Raw genomic sequence first — 17,439 nt, forward strand, 5'->3', positions numbered from 1 at the left:
TATGGCAGCGGGGCTCATCGCGGGCGTGACCCGCGATGCGCTTTATTCGGCGGGCAGCGCCAGGCGCTGTCCGGCCATGAGCAGCGACAGGCGTGCCAGACTGGTCCACGGCGAGCCTTCGGCCTGGCCCTTGATCTGCGCATCGATCCGCTGGGCATCCTGCAGCAGCATGGCCCAGCGTTGCGCCGAAAGGCGCTGCAGGGCCTTGCTCACCAGCGGTCGGCGCTTGTCCCACACCGGTGGGCGCGCCTGGCTGAAGGCCTTGTCCAGCGGCACGCCCTGGCTGAACTGCTGTGCGAGCCCGGCGAGCAAGCGCAGTTCGCGGGCAAGGGCCCAGAGGATGACCGGCGGCTCGACACCTTCACCGCGCAGTCCTTCGAGCATGCGCAGGGCATGGGCTGCTTCGCCATTGAGAATGGCATCGACCAACCCGAACACATCGAAGCGGGCGCTGTCGGCGACAGCGGCCTGGACGGTTTCAACGGTGATCTGGTTGCCCTCGGCGAGCAACTTGAGCTTCTCGATCTCCTGGGCGGCGGCCAGCAGGTTGCCCTCGACCCGGGCGGCGATCAAGTCGACGGCGTCACGCTGGGCCGACAGGCCGGCCTGGGACAGGCGCTGGTTGATCCATTGCGGTAGTTGCTGGGCGTCCACCGGCCAGATCTGGATGAACTGGCAGTGCGCGCCTTCGATCAAGGCCTTGCCCCACTTGGTTTTCTGCGCGCTGCCATCGAGCTTGGGCAGGCTGATCAGTAGCAGCGTGTCCTCGGCCGGGTTGGCGCAGTATTCCATCAGCGCGGCAGCGCCTTTGTCGCCGGGCTTGCCCGAGGGCAGGCGCAGCTCCAGCAGCCGGCGCTGGGCGAACAACGACAGGCTGGCCCCGGCCAGCAGCAGGTTGCCCCAGTCGAAGTTGGCATCGGCGCTGAACACCTGGCGTTCGTCGTAGCCCTGCTGGCGCGCGGCGCCGCGGATGGCGTCGGCGGCCTCCTGGCACAGCAGCGGGTCGTCACCGCTGACGATGTAGACGGGCGCCAGCTGGCCTTGCAGGTGCTTGTTGAGTTGGGCGGGGGAGAGCTTCATGGCGAAGGGCGGGGCACCTCAGGTGCCCCGTTCAGGCTCAGGGAGCCGGGACTTCCAGCGGCGACTGCTGAGGCGTCTCGTCCTGGATGCGCTGGGCTTCCTTCAGGGCGCGAGCCTCGGCTTCGGCGCGCTCGTTGGCCTTGCGTTGCAGCTCGTCAAGGCGCGTCGGGGTCAGTTGCTGGAGGCGAGCCATCATGGCCTGTACCAGGTCACGACGCATTTCCTCGCGGACCTGGTTCGCTTCCTGGCCGGAGCCGGTGATGTTGTTGCCGTTGTAGACGTAGTACTTCTGCACTTGCAGCTTGTCTTCAAGCAACATGCTGTCGTTCTGGCCTTCGATCGTATAGTTCAGCACGGTCGTGAGTTCGTACTCGGCCGAACGGTTGCCACCGCTGTAGGTTGCAGCGCGCTGGGTTTCCTGCTCGTTGGTGAGCACCAGCTTGTAGGGGGCGCCGGAATAGACTTTCACGCCGCTGCTTTGCAAGGTGCGGCGCAGCTGCATGACGGTCGGGCCGTATTCGTTACGGGCGCCGAGGTCAATTTCCTTGATGCTCAGTTCGTTGGTGCCGGTGCCGCGCAGCTGGAAACCGCAGGCGCTGAGCAAGACAGCCAGGCCCATTACCAGCAGATTGCGTTTGATCATGTGTGTTGCTCCCTCGTGGACCGATTACGCCCGCCTGCAGGATATACAGGCGGGCGTTGCCATCAGTTGGCGACGATGTTGACCAGTTTGCCCGGAACGACGATGACCTTGCGGATGGTCAGGCCGTCGGTGAAGCGCAGGACGTTCTCGTTGTTGCGAGCGGCGGCCTCGACTTCCTCGCGGCTGGCAGCGGCTGGCATCTCCACCTGGCCACGCAGCTTGCCGTTGACCTGTACCACCAGGGTCACGGTGTCCTGTACCAGGGCGCCTTCATCGACAATCGGCCAGTTCGCATCGATCACCGCCTGGTCGTGGCCCAGCTGCTTCCACAGCTCATGGGAGATGTGCGGGGTGATCGGTGCCAGCAGCAGGGTCACGGCCTCGAGGCCCTCCTGCAGCAGGGCGCGGTCCTGGGCGGTCGCCTGTGGCGCCTTCTCCAGCACGTTCATCACGGTCATCACCTGGGCGATGGCGGTGTTGAACTTGTGGTACTGGCCCACGTCGGTGCTGGCCTGCTTGATCGCGGCATGGATGGCGCGACGGATGACCTTCTGCTCGTCGCTCAGGGCGGCGATGTCCAGCGTGCCCGGCAGGCCTTGGGCCACGTGGGCCTGGGCCAGGCGCCAGACGCGGCGCAGGAAGCGGCTGGCGCCTTCGACGCCGGAGTCGGACCATTCCAGGCTCATGTCGGGTGGCGAGGCGAACATCATGAACAGGCGGCAGGTGTCGGCGCCGTACTGCTCGATCATCGACTGCGGGTCGACGCCGTTGTTCTTCGACTTCGACATCTTCTCGGTGCCGCCGATTTCCACCGGCAGGCCATCGGTCTTCAGGCGCGCGCCGATGATCTTGGCCTTGGCGTCACGCTCGATCTCGACGTCGGCCGGGTTGAACCAGTCCTTGCCGCCGTTGCTGGCGACGCGGTAGTAGGTTTCGGCGACGACCATGCCCTGGGTCAGCAGGTTCTTGAACGGCTCGTTGGAGGTGACCAGGCCTTCGTCACGCATCAGTTTGTGGAAGAAGCGCGCATACAGCAGGTGCAGGATGGCGTGCTCGATGCCGCCGATGTACTGGTCGACAGGCAGCCAGTGGTTGGCGGCTTTAGGGTCGACCAAGCCTTTATCGTAGTTCGGCGAGGCATAGCGGGCGAAGTACCAGGACGACTCGACGAAGGTGTCCATGGTGTCGGTTTCGCGCTTGGCCGCGGTGCCGCATTTCGGGCAGGTGCACTCGTAGAACTCGGGCATGCGCGCCAAGGGCGAACCGGCACCGTCCGGTACCACGTTTTCCGGAAGTGTAACGGGCAGCTGGTCTTCCGGCACCGGCACGTCGCCGCAGGACGGGCAGTGGATGATCGGGATCGGGCAACCCCAGTAGCGCTGGCGGCTGATGCCCCAGTCGCGCAGGCGGAACTGGGTGCGCGACTTGCCGAGGTCCTTGCTGATCAGCGCGGCCTCGATGGCATCGAAGGCGCCCTGGAAGTCCAGGCCGTCGAACTCGCCGGAGTTGATCAGCTGGCCATGTTCGCCGTAGGCGGCCAGCCACTCGCTGCCGACTTCGTCGCCGACGCTGGTGCGCACCACCGCCTTGACCGGCAGGTTGTACTTGTGGGCGAACTCGAAGTCGCGCTCGTCGTGCGCCGGCACGGCCATGACAGCGCCATCGCCGTAGTGCATCAGCACGTAGTTGGCGACCCATACCGGCAGCTTTTCGCCGGTCAGCGGGTGCTCGACGAACAGGGAAGTGGCCATGCCCTTCTTCTCCTGCGTGGCCATGTCGGCCTCGGCGACGCTGCCGCTCTTGCACTCGTCGATGAACGCCTGCAGCGCCGGGTTGCCCTGGGCGGCCTGGGTGGCCAGCGGGTGTTCGGCGGCGACGGCAACGTAGGTGGCGCCCATCAGGGTGTCCGGACGGGTGGTGAAGACTTTCAGGGTGCCCTCATGACCGATGCTCGCCTTGTCATAGGGGAACTGCACTTCCATGCCGCGGGACTTGCCGATCCAGTTGCGCTGCATGGTCTTGACCTGCTCGGGCCAGCCCGGCAGCTCGTCGAGGCTTTCCAGCAGCTCGTCGGCGTAGTCGGTGATGCGGAAGTAGTACATCGGGATTTCGCGCTTTTCGATAAGCGCGCCCGAGCGCCAGCCACGGCCATCGATGACCTGCTCGTTGGCCAGGACCGTCTGGTCCGCCGGGTCCCAGTTCACGGTGCCGTTCTTGCGGTAGATGATGCCTTTCTCGAACAGGCGGGTGAACAGCCACTGCTCCCAGCGGTAGTAGTCCGGCTTGCAGGTGGTGACTTCACGCGACCAGTCGATGGCCAGACCCAGGCTCTTGAGCTGGGTCTTCATGTAGTCGATGTTCTCGTAGGTCCACTTGGCCGGGGCGACGTTGTTCTTCATCGCGGCGTTTTCCGCCGGCATGCCGAAGGCGTCCCAGCCCATCGGTTGCAGGACGTTCTTGCCCAGCATGCGCTGGTAGCGGGCAATCACGTCACCGATGGTGTAGTTGCGCACGTGGCCCATGTGTAGCTTGCCGCTCGGGTACGGGAACATCGATAGGCAATAGTAGGTGTCTTTGCCTGGCTGTTCGGTGACAGCGAACGATTGTTGCTCGTCCCAGGCATTCTGGGCGGCGGCTTCTACATCACGGGGCGTGTATTGTTCGTGCATGGCTACTTTGTATTGAGAGATAAGAGACATGTTCCAGGCAGCTCGACCTCGCTGCGTCCGGCACTCCGGGATCTGCAAGAGTGAACGCCGTAGCATACATGAGCGCCGCGCATCGTGGGAAACCCTGATTGCATCGCCCGCCGCGCGGGCCGTTGGTCGCGGCGCCCGGCCGCTTTTACGAGTGACGCTAAGCTCATCTGTGGGGGGAGATATTCTTACCTTCAATGAGGTGAACGGATGGGAGAGTCGCAACTAACCGCAAGCAAACCGGAGCTTTACGAGCGCTTGATCGACCGTTTGGGCCTGGCACTGGAAGTGGCCAGAACCTCCGTGCGATTGCGCGACGAGATGCCTGCCGAACTGGAATTGCGTGGCCTGAGCCATGCCGAGTTCGAGGTGATCAAAGCCTACCTGGAATCCCTCCCGGAAGGCCGATTTGCCAGTGCCGGTGCCTACCCGCAACCGGAGCCGTCCTCGGCCAGGATTGTCTGGCTCAAGGACCGCAGGCGCCCCGGCGCCCCAGCCAGCTCCAGGACATTGCCGTCCCGATAGCCGTTCAGGGTTGCAGGCGCGACGACGCGCCGGTTTTCGCAATGCACGCATCGATCGGCGCCGGTTGCCCTTGAGGCCCGGTGCCGATCCTCTTAGGCTGCACGCCTTCCATGGAGGTGTGTGATGCCGATCCGCTTTTTCATCAAACAATGGTTGATGCCGCCTGGCGTCCTGTTCCTGTTGCTGCTGGCCGCCTGGTGGTGGCGCCGGCGCCGTCCGCGCCTGGCCGCGGCCTGTTTCACCCTGGGGCTGGGTGGCTTGTGGCTGATGAGCTTGCCACTGACGGTCGAGCAAGTTGCCCGAACCCTTGAAACAGAACCTGCGTTGGCGCTCGAGGGGTGGGCAGGCCTGGCATCCAGGGCCGACGCCATCGTGGTCCTGGGCGCCGGACGGGAGCGCGGCGATCCGGCCTGGGGTGGCCTTGATCAGCCAACCTATGTTGCCCTCGAGCGCATGCGCTACGCCGCGCAACTGGCCAAGGCCTCAGGGCTGCCGGTGCTGACCAGCGGTGGCTTGCACTATGGCACGCCGCCCAGTGAGGCCCAACTGATGGCTGACCGCCTGGAGGCGGACTTTGGCGTAAAGGTTTCCTGGAAGGAGGAAGCCAGCCACACCACCTGGGAAAACGCCGAGTTCAGCGCCAAGGTGTTGCAACCGCTGGGTATCAAGCGGGTGGTGGTGGTGACGCAGGCCTGGCACATGCAGCGCTCGCGCTGGAGTTTCGAGCGGGCCGGGTTCGAAGTGGTGCCGGCGCCGGTGGGGTTCCTGGGGCGCGATCATGCGCGGCCGTTCGCGGGGTTGCTGCCGGAAAACCGGGCAATGTGGCAGAGCGGGCAGTTGCTCAACGAGGCGGCGGGGTTAGTGGGGTATCGCCTGTTCTACTAAGACTTGGGCCGCTACGCGGCCCAAGGGATGCTTCAGACGGTGCGTGCGATGCGCCCGGCCAGCAAGGCCCAGCCCACCAGCAGCACGCAGACGATCGCCAGCGGCCACGAGCGCCATTGCAGGTACGGCGTCAGTTGCTGCATCGGCACCACCTCGCCGTACAGGACCGCACGCTGGAACTGCGGGACCTGCGCGGTGGTCCTGCCGAACGGGTCGATCAGCGCGGTCACACCGTTGTTGGTGGCGCGGATCATCCAGCGGCCGGCCTCCAGCGCGCGCATCTGAGCCATCTGCAGGTGCTGCAGCGGGCCGATCGAGGTGCCGAACCAGGTGTCGTTGCTGATGGTCAGCAGCAGGTCGCTGCGTGCGGCCAGGCTTGCGGCGAATTCGGGATAGACCACTTCGTAGCAAATGTACGGAGCGATCTGGTAACCCTTGGCCTGCAGCAATGGCTGGTCCTCGGGACCACGGGCGAAATCCGACATTGGCAAATTGAAGAACTCGATCAGGCCGCGCAGCATGTCCTGCAATGGAACGTATTCACCGAAGGGCACCAGCTTCTGCTTGAGGTAGGTGCCGTCGCCCTCGCCGGTCACGGTGATGCCGTTGAAGTAGCGGCGCTGGTGGTGGACCATCTGCCGCACCGGCACGCCGGTGATGAGTGCCGAGTGCCTCTCGGCGGCAAAGTTGCCCATCATGTCGATGTAGCCCTGGGCCTGGTCCTTGAGCACCGGCACGGCGGTTTCCGGCCAAACCAGCAGGTCGACGGGCCTGGAGCTGAAGCTCATGTCGCGGTACAGCGCCAGTTGCGCATCGACATGCGCCGGGTCCCACTTCAGGTCCTGCTCGACGTTGCCTTGCAGGGCCGCGACCTTCAGCGGATCACCTGCCGGCTTGGTCCAGACGTGATCCTTCAGGGCCAGGCCGATGATCCATGGCGCCACCAGCAGCACCGCACCAACGGCCAGGAACGAGCGGCGCTGGCGCAGGCGATGGAGGTTGCACAGCAAGGCGGCGGTAAGCGCCAGGGCGAACGAGATCAGCCACACGCCGCCCAGCGGCGCCAGGCCCGCCAGTGGGCCGTCGAGCTGGCTGTAGCCTGCGTAGAGCCAAGGAAAGCCGGTGAGGAACCAGCCCCGGAAGGCCTCCTGCAGCAACCACAGGGCGGCAAAGCACAAGGCGTCTGCCAGCGGCGCCTCGTCGCGACGCAGCCAGCGTGCCCAGAGCCAGGCGGGCAAGGCGAAGAAGAAAGCCAGGCAGGCGAAGAATGCCAGCAGCAGCAGGATCGCCAGCAGCGGCGAGGCGCCGCCGTAGGTGTTCATGCTGACGTAGATCCACCAGGTGCCGGCGCCGTAGAGGCCGAAGCCGAAGCACCAGCCCCGGCCCAGGGCCTGTCGCGGGCTCAGCTCGCGCAGCCCGGCATAGAACAGCGCGATGGACAGCAGGGCCAGCGGCCAGATGTCGAAGGGGGCCAGGGCCAGCAGGGTGGAGGCGCCGGCCGCCATGGCCAGCAGGTTACCGGGCCAGCCGGGGCGGGTGATCCAGCGCATGTTCGTCCTTAACGGTTGATCGGTGTCAGGCGCAGCAAGTGTATCCGGCGGCTGTCGGCATTGAGAATGCGGAAGCGGTAGCCGCCGATCTCGGTGGTTTCGTTACGTTTGGGCAAATGGCCGAACGCACTCATCACCAGGCCGCCGACCGTGTCGAACTCGTCATCGGAGAATTCGCTGTCGAAGAACTCGTTGAAGTTCTCGATCGGGGTCAGTGCCTTGACCAGGAAGTCGCCGCTGGGCAGCGGCTTGATGTAGCTGTCTTCCTCGACGTCATGCTCGTCCTCGATATCGCCGACGATCTGCTCGAGCACGTCCTCGATGGTCACCAGCCCCGCCACGCCGCCGTATTCGTCGATGACGATGGCCATGTGGTTGTGGTTGGCGCGGAACTCGCGCAGCAGCACGTTCAGGCGCTTGGACTCGGGCACGAAGGTGGCCGGGCGCAGCAGGTCCTTGATGTTGAAGCTGTCGCCATTCTCCTTGAGGATCAGCGGCAGCAGGTCCTTGGCGAGCAGAATGCCGAGCACATCGTCGTGGCTCTCGCCAATCACCGGGTAGCGCGAGTGCGCGGCATCGATCACTGCCGGCAGGAACTCGCGGGGCGACTGGTTGGCCTTGATGCTGATCATCTGCGAGCGCGGCACCATGATGTCGCGTACCTGCAGGTCGGCGACCTGGATGGCGCCTTCGACGATGGTCAGCGCTTCGCTGTCGAGCAGTTTGTTCTGATGGGCTTCGCGCAGCAGCTCAAGGAGCTCCTGGCGGTTTTTCGGCTCATGGGCAAAAGCCTGGGTCAGCTTACCCAACCAGGACTTCTGCCCGTTGCTCGATCGGTCTTCGCTCATGGCGGTTACTCGTGATCCTTGCAGTATCAGTGTGTGATTGTTTCGGTTTCGTCGTCGGCGTAAGGGTCCGGGTGACCCAGTTCCGCCAGCAATTGCCGTTCCAGCGCTTCCATTTCCTCGGCTTCATCGTCTTCGATGTGGTCGTAGCCGAGCAGGTGCAGGCAGCCGTGGATGACCAGGTGCGCCCAGTGCGCCTCCAGGGACTTGCCCTGTTCGGCGGCCTCGCGCTCGACCACCGGCACGCAGATCACCAGGTCGCCCAACAGCGGGATGTCGAGCAGCTCGTCGGGGACGTCGGCGGGGAAGGACAGCACGTTGGTGGCGTAGTCCTTGTGCCGGTAGGTGTGGTTCAGCTCGCGACCTTCGGCGGCGTCGACCAGGCGGATGGTCATTTCCGAGTCGGCGCTGCGCTGGCGCAGGGCAAGTTCGCACCAGCGGCGGAAGGCGGCGTCATCGGGGGCAGCGGCGTCCGTGGCCCGTTGCAGATCGAGTTCAAGCATCTTTGCCGGGTGCCTCGGGCTTGGACTGACGGGCTTCGAAGCGGTCGTAGGCTTCGACGATACGCTGCACCAACGGGTGGCGTACCACGTCCTTGGGCTGGAAATGGGTGAAGCTGATGCCTGGCACGTCCTTGAGCACCTCGATCACATGGGCCAGGCCCGACTTGGTGCCGCGGGGCAGGTCGACCTGGGTGATGTCACCGGTGATCACCGCGGTCGAGCCGAAGCCGATGCGGGTGAGGAACATCTTCATCTGTTCGAGCGTGGTGTTCTGGCTCTCGTCGAGGATGATGAAGCTGTTGTTCAGGGTGCGGCCGCGCATGTAGGCCAGCGGCGCGATCTCGATCACCTGGCGCTCAATCAGCTTGGCCACGTGCTCGAAGCCAAGCATCTCGTAGAGCGCGTCGTAGAGCGGGCGCAGGTACGGGTCGATCTTCTGGGCCAGGTCGCCGGGCAGGAAGCCGAGCTTTTCGCCAGCCTCGACCGCCGGGCGCACCAGCAGGATGCGGCGCACCTGTTCACGCTCCAGCGCATCGACCGCGCAGGCCACGGCCAGGTACGTCTTGCCGGTACCGGCCGGGCCGATGCCGAAGTTGATGTCGTTGGCCAGGATTTCCTTGACGTAGCGCTGCTGGTTGACGCCGCGCGGGCGGATATTGCCCTTGCGCGTGCGCAGCGAGACGCTGACTTCGTTGACGGCCGGATTCTCGATGTTCTCGATCGTCGACTCCTGGAGATAGAGGTGCACCGTTTCCGGTGACAGCTCGTTCGCCTTGGCTTCGCGATAGAGGCGGCGCAGCAGTTGCTCGGCGGCGGAGGTGGTCTTGGGCTCGCCGATCAGTTCGAACTGATTGCCGCGGTTGCGGATCTCGATGGCCAGGCGTTGTTCGATCAGGCGCAGGTGCTCGTCGAACTGGCCGCACAGGTTGGCGAAGCGATGGGCCTCGAAGGGCTCGAGGATAAAGCGATGGGGTTGTATGGGTGCGTTCAAGGTCGTTTTTAGCCGCTCGACGGCAATGAATGTGAACTCAAGAATAACCCTTGAGTGGCAGTGGCGAAAGCACTGAAACGATCAAGGGTCGCTGGGAAGCGTCCGATCCGTGCGTCAAAGCATGGCAGGGCAAGTTGACGAATCGATGATGCCGGGGCCAGCGCCGGGCCGGGCAACGGTTCAGGGAAGAGGAGAGAAAGGTGTGCGCCCTTCGGCGTTCTGCAGTTCCAGCAGGTATTTGCGGAAGATCTGGCCGAGTACCTGGGTAGCGTGCTCGAGCTCGTCGCGGGGCATCTGTTCGGTGACTTCGTCGGCCATGTCCAGGGCGTCTTCGGCACCGTTGACCGCGGCGATCTTGAGCAGGATGTAGGCTTGCACGTTGTTGGCCTTGACCCCTTCACCGTGGAAGAACATCGAGCCAAGACGGTATTGTGCCTGCGCCTGGCCTTGCAGCGAGGCTTTCTCGAACCACTTGAGCGCGTTGTCGAGTTGGCGCGGTGTGCCGCTGTAGTAGAACTCGCCCAGCTCGTACTGCGCTTCGGCATCCCCTGACTGAGCGGTCTGCTCGCAGGCCTTCAGGGCATTGGGCAGGTCTTCGGGCGCGGTATCGAGGGCGCAGCGGCCCGTCGCTGGAATCAGCAACGAATTACCGCCCTCCGCCAAGGCCAGCAGGGGCTGAAGAAGCAACAGGCAGCCCAGGGTAAGGGCGCGGCCGGTGCGGTTCATGGGGATCGACTTACCTCTGCAAAGCTACGGCCAATGTCTCTGGTGGCACATTATGGGATAAGCAGCGCCTACCTTACAAAGATTTACGCGAATTTCTACAGCCGGATGGGACGTAGCGGGTTGTGATGGGGTTCACAGGCTTGCTTGGCCCGGCCTGATCGTGGGGCAAGGCCGCGATCAGGCCGAGACAGGAACACCCTTACTTCAGCTTGGCAAATGCCCGCTCGGCCGCATCCAAGGTGATCTGCAGCTCCTTGTCGCCATGGGCAATGGAGGTGAAACCCGCTTCGAAGGCGCTTGGCGCCAGGTACACGCCGCCTTCGAGCATCAGGTGGAAGAAGCGCTTGAAGCGTTCGGCATCGCTGGCCATCACGTCGTCGAAGGTGACGATATCGTCGGCGCCGCTGAAGTACAGGCCGAACATGGCGCCCGCCTGAGTGGTGACGAACGGGATACCCACGGCATCGGCACGCTGTTGCAGGCCATCGAGCATGCGGCTGGTGAAGGCACTCAGCTCGTCATGGAAGCCCGGGCGGCTGATCAGCTTCAGGGTGGTCAGACCGGCGGCCATGGCCAGCGGATTGCCCGACAGGGTGCCGGCCTGGTAGACCGGGCCCAGCGGGGCGATGCAGCCCATGATTTCGCGCTTGCCGCCGAAGCAGCCGACCGGCATGCCACCGCCGACGATCTTGCCGAAGGTCGACAGGTCGGGGGTGATGCCGTAGTGGCCCTGGGCACCGCCGAGAGAAACGCGGAAGCCGGTCATCACCTCGTCGAAGATCAGTACCACGCCGTGCTTGTCGCACAATGCGCGCAGGCCTTCGAGGAAGCCCGGCGCCGGCGGCACGCAGTTCATGTTGCCGGCCACTGGCTCGACGATGATGCAGGCCACGGTCTGGCCGACGTCGGCCAGGGTCTTCTCGACGGCGGCGATGTCGTTGAACGGCAGGGTCAGGGTGTGCTTGGCGAAGTCCGCCGGCACACCGGCCGAGCTTGGCACGCCCTGGGTCAGCAGGCCGGAGCCGGCCTTGACCAGCAGGCTGTCGGAGTGACCGTGGTAGCAGCCTTCGAACTTGATGATGGCGTCACGGCCGGTGTAGCCACGGGCCAGGCGGATGGCGCTCATGGTCGCTTCGGTGCCGGAGCTGACCATGCGCACCATCTCCATCGACGGCACGATCGAGCAGACCAGGTCGGCCATCTCGGTTTCCATGGCGGTCGGCGCGCCGTAGGACAAACCGTGCTCCAACTGCTTGCGTACGGAGTCCAGCACGTCCGGATGGGCATGGCCGAGGATCATCGGGCCCCAGGAACCGACATAGTCGACGTAGCGCTTGTCGTCTTCATCGATGACGTAGGCGCCTTCGGCGTGCTTGAAGAACAGCGGAGTGCCACCGACGCTCTTGAAGGCGCGAACCGGCGAGTTGACGCCACCGGGGATGTGTTTCTGGGCTTGGGCGAACAGGGCTTCGGAACGGGACATGGGATCTTCTCTCGAAATCAGCAAGCGAACAGGGCGTTGAAGGCGCGGGCGCGGCGGGTGACTTCCTGCGCGCTGTCGGCACCGAACAGGCCGTGGATAACCGCCAGCAAGTCGGCGCCATGGGCAACCAGCGGGGCGGCGTTGTCGAGGGTGATGCCGCCGATCACCGCGATCGGCAGCTTGACCTGGGCGCGGGCCTGCTCCAGCAGTTCGACGCTGGCGGCGGGCGCGCCCGGTTTGGTGACGGAATTGAAGAAGCGGCCGAAGGCGACATAGCTGGCGCCTTCGCTGGCGGCCTGCCGCGCGAGGTCCAGGCTGGCGTGGCAGGTCGAACCGATGATCGCCTCGCGGCCGAGCAAGGCGCGGGCCGGTGTGAGCGGGCCATCGGTCTGGCCGAGGTGCACGCCAACGCCCAGGCGGGCCGCCAGTTCGGCGTCGTCGTTGATGATCAGCTCGGTGCCGTAACGCTCACACAGCGTCTTCAACGCTTCTGCCTCGCGCAGTCTGTGGGCGGTATCGTCGCTCTTGTCGCGGTATTGCAACAGGCGAACGCCACCTTCCAGCGCCGCTTCAACGTGGGAGAGGAAACGGCCGGCCAGCAGCTGGCTGTCGGTGATCGCGTACAGACCGCGGAGCTTCATCGGAGGGCCTCGTGTCAGGAACAGAAATCCAGGGGCAGGCGGCGCGGCACGTACTGGCCCTTGCCCAGCTGTTCTGCGTCGCGCAGGGTGCGCCAGGTGTAGTCCAAGGCGCTGCGCACGGCGCTGGTCAATGCTTCGCCGAGAGCCAGGCGGCCGGCAAGGGCGCTGGCCAGGGTGCAGCCCGAGCCGTGGTAGCTCCCCGGCAGGCGTTGGCAGGTCCAGGTGTGCTGCTGACCGTCGCGGCTATACAGGCGGTTGTGGATTTCCACCTCGTCGCCGTGACCGCCGGTAATCAACAGGTGTCTACAGAACGGCAGCAATTTCTCGGCGCACTCGTCCGCGGTGCCTTCGGGCAGTTCCGCCAGAATGCGTGCTTCCGGCAGGTTCGGCGTGGCGATGGTGGCCAGCGGCAGCAGGCGTTCGCGCAACGCGTAGCCGACTTCGTCCTTGCCCAGGCGACCACCGCCACCGGCGCGCAGAACGGGGTCGCAGACCAGAGGCAGGTGCGGGTGGGCGGACAGCAGTTCGGCGACGGTGTCGACCATCTCGATCGAGCCGAGCATGCCCAGCTTCACCGCGGCTACCGGGGAGTCGGCCAGCACGGCGTTGGCCTGGGCCAGCACCCACTCGCGGTCAAGCACGCGGAAGTCGGAAACGTTGACGGTATCCTGCACGGTCAGGGCGGTCACGGCGGGTGCGGCGTGACAACCCTGGGCGATCAGGGCTTCGATATCTGCCTGCAGCCCGGCGCCACCACTGGGGTCGTGGCCGGAGAGACAGAGGACAACGGGGCGGGAGCTGTAGGTATTCATGGTCGGCGAGCTTATCACCAAACCTTTTTGTGCGGTTCGGTCGCGGCGAGAGAATTGCTGATCAAGTGGTCAGGTTGGTTTTGTTGGATATTCTGAAACGTGCGTCCTAGAGCCTCTGCATTGAAAATCTCAGTAGCTGCCGAGCAGTGCTGGAGGCTATGCTAGAGTGCTCGGATAACTCGATGAACGGGTTCTGCCGGATCACGTCGTCTCAAAGGGAAGGGAGGCAACCGCGACGCGACCGGACAGGCCATGCTGGGGCTGTATGCGCTATTTGCTGATTGTGCTTCTGGGCTGCTTGCCCCTGCTTGCCGGAGCGGTCGAATTCGACGACTCCACCGGGCGCTTGCCGCTGGGCCGCTACATGCAGGTCTATGAAGACCACGATGGCAGCGCCAGCATCGCCCAGGTCAGTACCGCCGCATTCGCCGGACGCTTCCATGCCCATCACGACGAGGTGCTCAACGCCGGCTATTCGACCTCCGTTTTCTGGCTCCGTGTCGATCTCGCCTATTCAGCCACATCTTCGCCAGCACCACGCCAGTGGTTGCTGGAGCTTGCCTACCCGCCGCTGGATCATCTGGAACTCTATCTGCCGGACGCGCAGGGCACCTATCGCCTGGCCCAGCGCACAGGTGATGCCTTGCCCTATGCCAGCCGGCAGATCCGCCAGAACAACTACCTGTTCGAGCTGCCGCTGCACCCCGGCCAGGCGACGACCGTCTACCTGCGCCTGCACAGCCAGGGTTCGATCCAGGCGCCGCTGACATTGTGGTCGGCCCAGGCCTATCTGGAAGACCAGCCCACGCGTCTTTACGTGCTGGGCATGATCTACGGCGTGCTGCTGGTAATGCTGGTTTACAACTTGTTCCTGTACCTCAGCGTGCGTGATGTCAGCTACCTGTACTACATCCTCTACATTGCCTCGTTCGGCCTGTACCAGGTTTCGGTCAACGGTGCCGGCATCGCCTACTTCTGGCCGGACAACCCCTGGTGGGCAAATGCCGCCACGCCATTGTTCATCGGCGCCGCCGGGTTGTTCGGCTGCCAGTTCGCCCGCCATTTCCTGCAACTGGGCAACCTCAGCCGTGGCCTCGACCGCCTGCTGAAGGGGTTGATGGCAGGTGGTGCGCTGGTGATGGTGCTGGCGGTGACCCTGCGTTACGGCGTGGCGCTGCGCATGGCCACGCTGCTGGCACTGTTGTTCACCGTGAGCATCTTCAGTGCGGGGTTGTATGCCTGGTGGCGCGGCTTGCGCGTTGCGCGCTGGTTCATCATCGCCTGGACGGCCTTCCTCGTCGGCGGGCTGGTCAACACCTTGATGGTGCTTGGGCACCTGCCCAACGTGTTCATCACCATGTACGCCAGCCAGCTTGGCGCGGCGCTGGAGGTGGCGCTGTTGTCGCTGGCCCTGGCCGACCGCATCAACAGCTTGCGCGAGCAGCAGGCGCAGACCCTGCGTGACACCGGACGCACCCTGGAGCAACTGAACCTGCAACTGGCCCGCAGCAACCGGCTCAAGGACGAGTTCCTCGCCACCGTGACCCACGAGTTGCGCACGCCGATGAACGGCGTGATCGGTTCGCTGGAACTGCTGCACACCCTGCCCATGAGCGCCGAGCAGGCCCAGTATCATCGCACCGCCAGGGGGTCAGCCCAGGACATGATGGCGATGGTCGACGATATCCTCATCCTCACCGAGCTGCAGGCCGGGCGCCTGCGTAACCATGGCATGGCGTTCAGCCTGCGGCGGCTGCTTCAGGAACTGCGGGCCGGTTATGCCAGCCAGGCGCTGGCCAAGGGCCTGTACCTGAGCCTGGACATCCCCGCCGACCTGCCCGACAGCCTGGTCGGCGATGCACAGAAGCTCGCCCGCTGCCTGGCGTGCCTGGTGGACAACGGGCTGAAGTTCACCCACCAGGGCGGTGTCACCGTGCAGGCCCGTGGCCGGCGAACCGGACCTGACAGCCTGGCCCTGAGCCTCACGGTCAGTGACAGCGGCATCGGCTTCGACGACCTGGATCAGGCGGTGCTGTACCAGCGCTTCTTCCAGGTGGACGGTTCGATGACCCGGCGCTATGGCGGATTGGGGATTGGCCTGTCCATCTGCCGCCAGTTGAGCGAGTTGATCGGGGCCACGTTGTCCCATGAGTCCACGCAGGGGCTGGGCAGTCGGTTCGAGCTGACGCTGCCCCTGATGGTGGCACAGGTGCAGGCTCCACCGGCCCGTGCCGCCTCGAGCCTGGACCGCTTCTGAACAGAGGTGCCCCCGATGTAGTCCGTTTTGTCACTTTGACTGACCGGCCCGCGGTGCTTCACTGGGTTATCCAGCCATGAGCGGATCCAGGAGGCCCCGATGAACCTGCACCAGTTCGCTGAAACCCACGAAGTCACCAACCAGCCGCCGTCCCTCGACGGTGCCAACCTCTACCGCCTAGACCAGCCCTTGCAGGAGTGGTCGCGGCGTTTCGGCGCCGGCTGGGCCGAGTCGCGGATCGATGCCTACGGTGCCCTGGCCGGTGGGCCGCTGATGACGGCGGGTTTCCTGGCCAATGCCCACAAGCCCGAGTTCAGCAGCCATGACCGCTATGGCCACCGCATCGACCTGGTGGAGTTCCACCCCGCGTATCACCAGTTGATGCGTACCGCCGTCGAGCACGGCTTGCCCTCGCTGCCGTGGGCCGAGCCACGGGACGGTGCCCACGTGGCGCGGGCCGCGATGACCTACCTGCACAGCCAGGCCGAGGCCGGTACCGGCTGCCCGCTGACCATGACCTTCGCTGCCGTGCCGGCCCTGCGGCTGCAGCCTGAGCTGGCCGGCTACTGGCTGCCGAAGGTCCTTGCCCGTGAGTACGACCCGCGCAACGTCGGCGACCGGCACAAGGCTGGTGTCACCCTCGGCATGGCCATGACTGAAAAACAGGGCGGTACCGACGTGCGCGCCAACACCACCCGCGCTTACCCAGTCGGCGCGCCCGGTGCAGGCCAGCCCTATGAACTGGTGGGGCACAAATGGTTCTGCTCGGCACCCATGTGCGATGCCTTCCTCACCCTGGCGCAGACCGACAAGGGCCTGAGCTGCTTCCTGTTGCCTCGGCACCGCCCTGACGACAACCGCAATCAGTTCTATATCCAGCGCCTGAAAAACAAACTGGGCAACTGTTCCAACGCCTCCAGCGAAGTGGAGTTCCGTGGCGCCCTGGCGTGGATGGTGGGCGAGGAGGGGCGCGGCGTGCCGACCATCATCGAAATGGTGGCCATGACCCGCTTCGACTGCATGGTCGGCTCCAGCGCATTGATGCGCCAGGCCCTGACCCAGGCCGCGCATCACTGTGCCCACCGCAAGGTCGGTGGGCGCGTGCTGGCCGAGCAGCCCTTGATGCAGAACGTGCTTGCCGACCTTGCCCTGGAAAGCGAGGCCGCATTGGCCCTGAGCCTGCGCATGGGCCAGGCGCTTGATCGGCTCGACGACCCGCAGCAGGCACATTTCGCCCGCCTGGTGACGGCCGTGGGCAAGTACTGGATCTGCAAGCGCGCCCCCGGGATGATCAACGAGGCCGCCGAGTGCCTGGGCGGTGCCGGCTACGTCGAGGACAGCATCCTGCCGCGGCTGTACCGCGAGGCGCCGGTCAACTCGACCTGGGAGGGCTCGGGCAATGTGCAGTGCCTGGACGTGCTGCGCGCCTTGTCGAAGGAGCCGGGTGTGCTGGAGGCGCTGTTTACCGAGCTGGGGGACGGGCATGGCGACCCACGCCTGGCGGCGTTCATCGGCAACCTCAAGGGCGCGTTCGCCGATACCGGCGATATCCAGTATCGCGCCCGGCAACTGACCGAGGACATTGCCGTGGCGTTGCAGGCCAAGCTGTTGCTGGAGGCGGGCAACGCCACGGTGAGCGACGCGTTCATCGGCAGTCGGCTGGGCGGCGGTGGTCGCGTGTACGGCGCATTGCCGCGCGGGGTTGATGCTGCGGCACTGGTAGCCAGGGCCACGCCGGTGTGGGCCGGATAACGCCATCGCGGGGGTGTTTTTACCCTGCAACGCAGGCAAGATGGTTGTCA

Annotated in this window: 15 protein-coding genes; 4 read left to right on the forward strand and 11 right to left on the reverse strand. The window is 65.0% G+C overall.

The genetic code is table 11. The annotated features are described in order from the left end of the window. Nucleotides 1–42 precede the first annotated feature (42 nt). The 3 genes from holA to leuS all read right to left on the reverse strand — a co-directional run bounded on the left by holA (nucleotide 43) and on the right by leuS (nucleotide 4,392). A complete protein-coding gene (holA, locus tag ACZ9C1_RS21660) occupies nucleotides 43–1,080 on the reverse strand; it encodes a DNA polymerase III subunit delta (protein ID WP_277502652.1) in 1,038 nt (345 codons plus the stop codon). A gap of 37 nt (nucleotides 1,081–1,117) precedes the next feature. Next, entirely contained in the window at nucleotides 1,118–1,723 is a 606-nt protein-coding gene (locus tag ACZ9C1_RS21665; protein WP_102684178.1) for an LPS-assembly lipoprotein LptE, read from the reverse strand. Nucleotides 1,724–1,785: 62 nt separating this feature from the next. Beyond that, entirely contained in the window at nucleotides 1,786–4,392 is a 2,607-nt protein-coding gene (gene leuS, locus ACZ9C1_RS21670) for a leucine--tRNA ligase (protein ID WP_457378591.1), read from the reverse strand. 237 nt (nucleotides 4,393–4,629) lie between these two features. Between leuS and ACZ9C1_RS21675 the strand changes: the two genes are divergently transcribed. Then, a complete protein-coding gene (locus ACZ9C1_RS21675) occupies nucleotides 4,630–4,944 on the forward strand; it encodes a hypothetical protein (RefSeq protein WP_046857271.1) in 315 nt (104 codons plus the stop codon). 123 nt (nucleotides 4,945–5,067) lie between these two features. Then, complete coding sequence (locus tag ACZ9C1_RS21680; protein ID WP_102684176.1) at nucleotides 5,068–5,829, forward strand: YdcF family protein; 762 nt, start codon at nucleotides 5,068–5,070, stop codon at nucleotides 5,827–5,829. Nucleotides 5,830–5,861: 32 nt separating this feature from the next. Here the strand turns inward: ACZ9C1_RS21680 and lnt are convergent, their stop codons facing one another. The 8 genes from lnt to ACZ9C1_RS21720 form a co-directional block, all read right to left on the reverse strand. Further along, on the reverse strand, nucleotides 5,862–7,379 hold the full coding sequence (gene lnt, locus ACZ9C1_RS21685; protein ID WP_476254359.1) for an apolipoprotein N-acyltransferase: 1,518 nt from the start codon (nucleotides 7,377–7,379) through the stop codon (nucleotides 5,862–5,864). An 8-nt stretch (nucleotides 7,380–7,387) separates the two neighbouring features. Beyond that, nucleotides 7,388–8,227: an HlyC/CorC family transporter gene (locus tag ACZ9C1_RS21690; protein ID WP_023630352.1), complete on the reverse strand. Its 840-nt coding sequence runs from the start codon at nucleotides 8,225–8,227 to the stop codon at nucleotides 7,388–7,390. A gap of 26 nt (nucleotides 8,228–8,253) precedes the next feature. After that, a complete protein-coding gene (gene ybeY, locus ACZ9C1_RS21695) occupies nucleotides 8,254–8,727 on the reverse strand; it encodes an rRNA maturation RNase YbeY (protein ID WP_023630353.1) in 474 nt (157 codons plus the stop codon). After that, complete coding sequence (locus ACZ9C1_RS21700) at nucleotides 8,720–9,718, reverse strand: PhoH family protein (RefSeq protein ID WP_139668302.1); 999 nt, start codon at nucleotides 9,716–9,718, stop codon at nucleotides 8,720–8,722. Before ACZ9C1_RS21700 ends, ybeY begins: the two co-directional genes overlap by 8 nt. A gap of 180 nt (nucleotides 9,719–9,898) precedes the next feature. Then, a complete protein-coding gene (locus ACZ9C1_RS21705; RefSeq protein ID WP_102684172.1) occupies nucleotides 9,899–10,444 on the reverse strand; it encodes a tetratricopeptide repeat protein in 546 nt (181 codons plus the stop codon). 199 nt (nucleotides 10,445–10,643) lie between these two features. Further along, nucleotides 10,644–11,927: a glutamate-1-semialdehyde 2,1-aminomutase gene (gene hemL, locus ACZ9C1_RS21710; protein WP_277502661.1), complete on the reverse strand. Its 1,284-nt coding sequence runs from the start codon at nucleotides 11,925–11,927 to the stop codon at nucleotides 10,644–10,646. A 17-nt stretch (nucleotides 11,928–11,944) separates the two neighbouring features. After that, nucleotides 11,945–12,568 carry a thiamine phosphate synthase gene (gene thiE, locus ACZ9C1_RS21715; protein WP_277502662.1) on the reverse strand — a complete coding sequence of 208 codons (624 nt, stop codon included), beginning with the start codon at nucleotides 12,566–12,568 and terminating at the stop codon, nucleotides 11,945–11,947. Between the two features lie 14 nt (nucleotides 12,569–12,582). Further along, nucleotides 12,583–13,380: a hydroxymethylpyrimidine/phosphomethylpyrimidine kinase gene (locus tag ACZ9C1_RS21720; RefSeq protein ID WP_102684169.1), complete on the reverse strand. Its 798-nt coding sequence runs from the start codon at nucleotides 13,378–13,380 to the stop codon at nucleotides 12,583–12,585. Nucleotides 13,381–13,645: 265 nt separating this feature from the next. Here ACZ9C1_RS21720 and ACZ9C1_RS21725 point away from each other — a divergent pair, with 265 nt between their 5' ends. Both ACZ9C1_RS21725 and ACZ9C1_RS21730 read left to right on the forward strand, forming a co-directional pair. Beyond that, entirely contained in the window at nucleotides 13,646–15,637 is a 1,992-nt protein-coding gene (locus tag ACZ9C1_RS21725) for a sensor histidine kinase (RefSeq protein WP_277502664.1), read from the forward strand. Between the two features lie 99 nt (nucleotides 15,638–15,736). Further along, on the forward strand, nucleotides 15,737–17,389 hold the full coding sequence (locus ACZ9C1_RS21730) for an acyl-CoA dehydrogenase family protein (RefSeq protein ID WP_102684168.1): 1,653 nt from the start codon (nucleotides 15,737–15,739) through the stop codon (nucleotides 17,387–17,389). The last annotated feature ends 50 nt before the right edge of the window (nucleotides 17,390–17,439 follow it).

It is taken from the genome of Pseudomonas sp. TE21435 (assembly GCF_056279265.1).

What these genes read in the sequence shown, in the direction of transcription:
- holA (WP_277502652.1), bottom strand. Translation starts at nt 1,080, where the DNA reads ATGAAGCTCTCCCCCGCCCAACTCAACAAGCACCTGCAAGGCCAGCTG.
- ACZ9C1_RS21665 (WP_102684178.1), bottom strand. Translation starts at nt 1,723, where the DNA reads ATGATCAAACGCAATCTGCTGGTAATGGGCCTGGCTGTCTTGCTCAGC.
- leuS (WP_457378591.1), bottom strand. Translation starts at nt 4,392, where the DNA reads ATGCACGAACAATACACGCCCCGTGATGTAGAAGCCGCCGCCCAGAAT.
- ACZ9C1_RS21675 (WP_046857271.1), top strand. Translation starts at nt 4,630, where the DNA reads ATGGGAGAGTCGCAACTAACCGCAAGCAAACCGGAGCTTTACGAGCGC.
- ACZ9C1_RS21680 (WP_102684176.1), top strand. Translation starts at nt 5,068, where the DNA reads ATGCCGATCCGCTTTTTCATCAAACAATGGTTGATGCCGCCTGGCGTC.
- lnt (WP_476254359.1), bottom strand. Translation starts at nt 7,379, where the DNA reads ATGCGCTGGATCACCCGCCCCGGCTGGCCCGGTAACCTGCTGGCCATG.
- ACZ9C1_RS21690 (WP_023630352.1), bottom strand. Translation starts at nt 8,227, where the DNA reads ATGAGCGAAGACCGATCGAGCAACGGGCAGAAGTCCTGGTTGGGTAAG.
- ybeY (WP_023630353.1), bottom strand. Translation starts at nt 8,727, where the DNA reads ATGCTTGAACTCGATCTGCAACGGGCCACGGACGCCGCTGCCCCCGAT.
- ACZ9C1_RS21705 (WP_102684172.1), bottom strand. Translation starts at nt 10,444, where the DNA reads ATGAACCGCACCGGCCGCGCCCTTACCCTGGGCTGCCTGTTGCTTCTT.
- hemL (WP_277502661.1), bottom strand. Translation starts at nt 11,927, where the DNA reads ATGTCCCGTTCCGAAGCCCTGTTCGCCCAAGCCCAGAAACACATCCCC.
- thiE (WP_277502662.1), bottom strand. Translation starts at nt 12,568, where the DNA reads ATGAAGCTCCGCGGTCTGTACGCGATCACCGACAGCCAGCTGCTGGCC.
- ACZ9C1_RS21720 (WP_102684169.1), bottom strand. Translation starts at nt 13,380, where the DNA reads ATGAATACCTACAGCTCCCGCCCCGTTGTCCTCTGTCTCTCCGGCCAC.
- ACZ9C1_RS21725 (WP_277502664.1), top strand. Translation starts at nt 13,646, where the DNA reads ATGCGCTATTTGCTGATTGTGCTTCTGGGCTGCTTGCCCCTGCTTGCC.
- ACZ9C1_RS21730 (WP_102684168.1), top strand. Translation starts at nt 15,737, where the DNA reads ATGAACCTGCACCAGTTCGCTGAAACCCACGAAGTCACCAACCAGCCG.